This is a genomic window from Oleiphilus sp. HI0117 (assembly GCF_001635235.1).
Map to the genome: position 1 here is coordinate 1 of NZ_LWGA01001300.1, position 620 is coordinate 620.

The window sequence follows — 620 nt, forward strand, 5'->3', positions numbered from 1 at the left end:
GCCCGTCTCCTTATACAGTTATCTATGTTAGAAGTAAGCATAGGTGGATAAGCTTTCGCATCAAATGCTGTTTTTATCCAAGGCCCGGCCTTTAGGAATGCCAACTTGAAGCCTCGCTGGCGTTGATCTGGCGACGCATAACAATGCGCAAGGACAGGCACGCTAGGTAGATATCGGTCTCGGTCTTTCAATACCTTATGATAATCATCTCTGATGTTTTGAAGTAAGCGCTCTTTCCCTGAATTAAAGCACTCTGAAGGCGATTGATTTTTATCATCATAATCTTTAAGGATAAACTTTAAGCCAGCGAATAAATCATTCCCACCCATACTTAGACAATATACATCGAGTCTAACTCGATTGTATTTAGCATAGCGAAATACACTGGATTCACGCGAAACCTGCTTTGCCGTAGCCATTGAGACGCTACTATCCCACCAGTTTGCGCCAGTAGGAATAATCTGCATCAGGGCCTGATGTAAATTATTCGGTCCGTAGAAAAAATGTTTCTGCCTGCCAGGGTAATCAAACCAGGAGTCACCTTGCACTACAACATTAGGGTATCGACGACGATATAAACTTTTCGCAACCGTTACAAAACTTGGTCCTGAGCCAGCAAG

At 43.4% G+C, this 620-nt stretch carries 1 protein-coding gene; it reads right to left on the minus strand.

Annotated elements, in window-relative coordinates:
* Positions 1–620: hypothetical protein (locus tag A3757_RS27235; protein WP_197470234.1), on the minus strand; the 620-nt coding region annotated here is incomplete at both ends.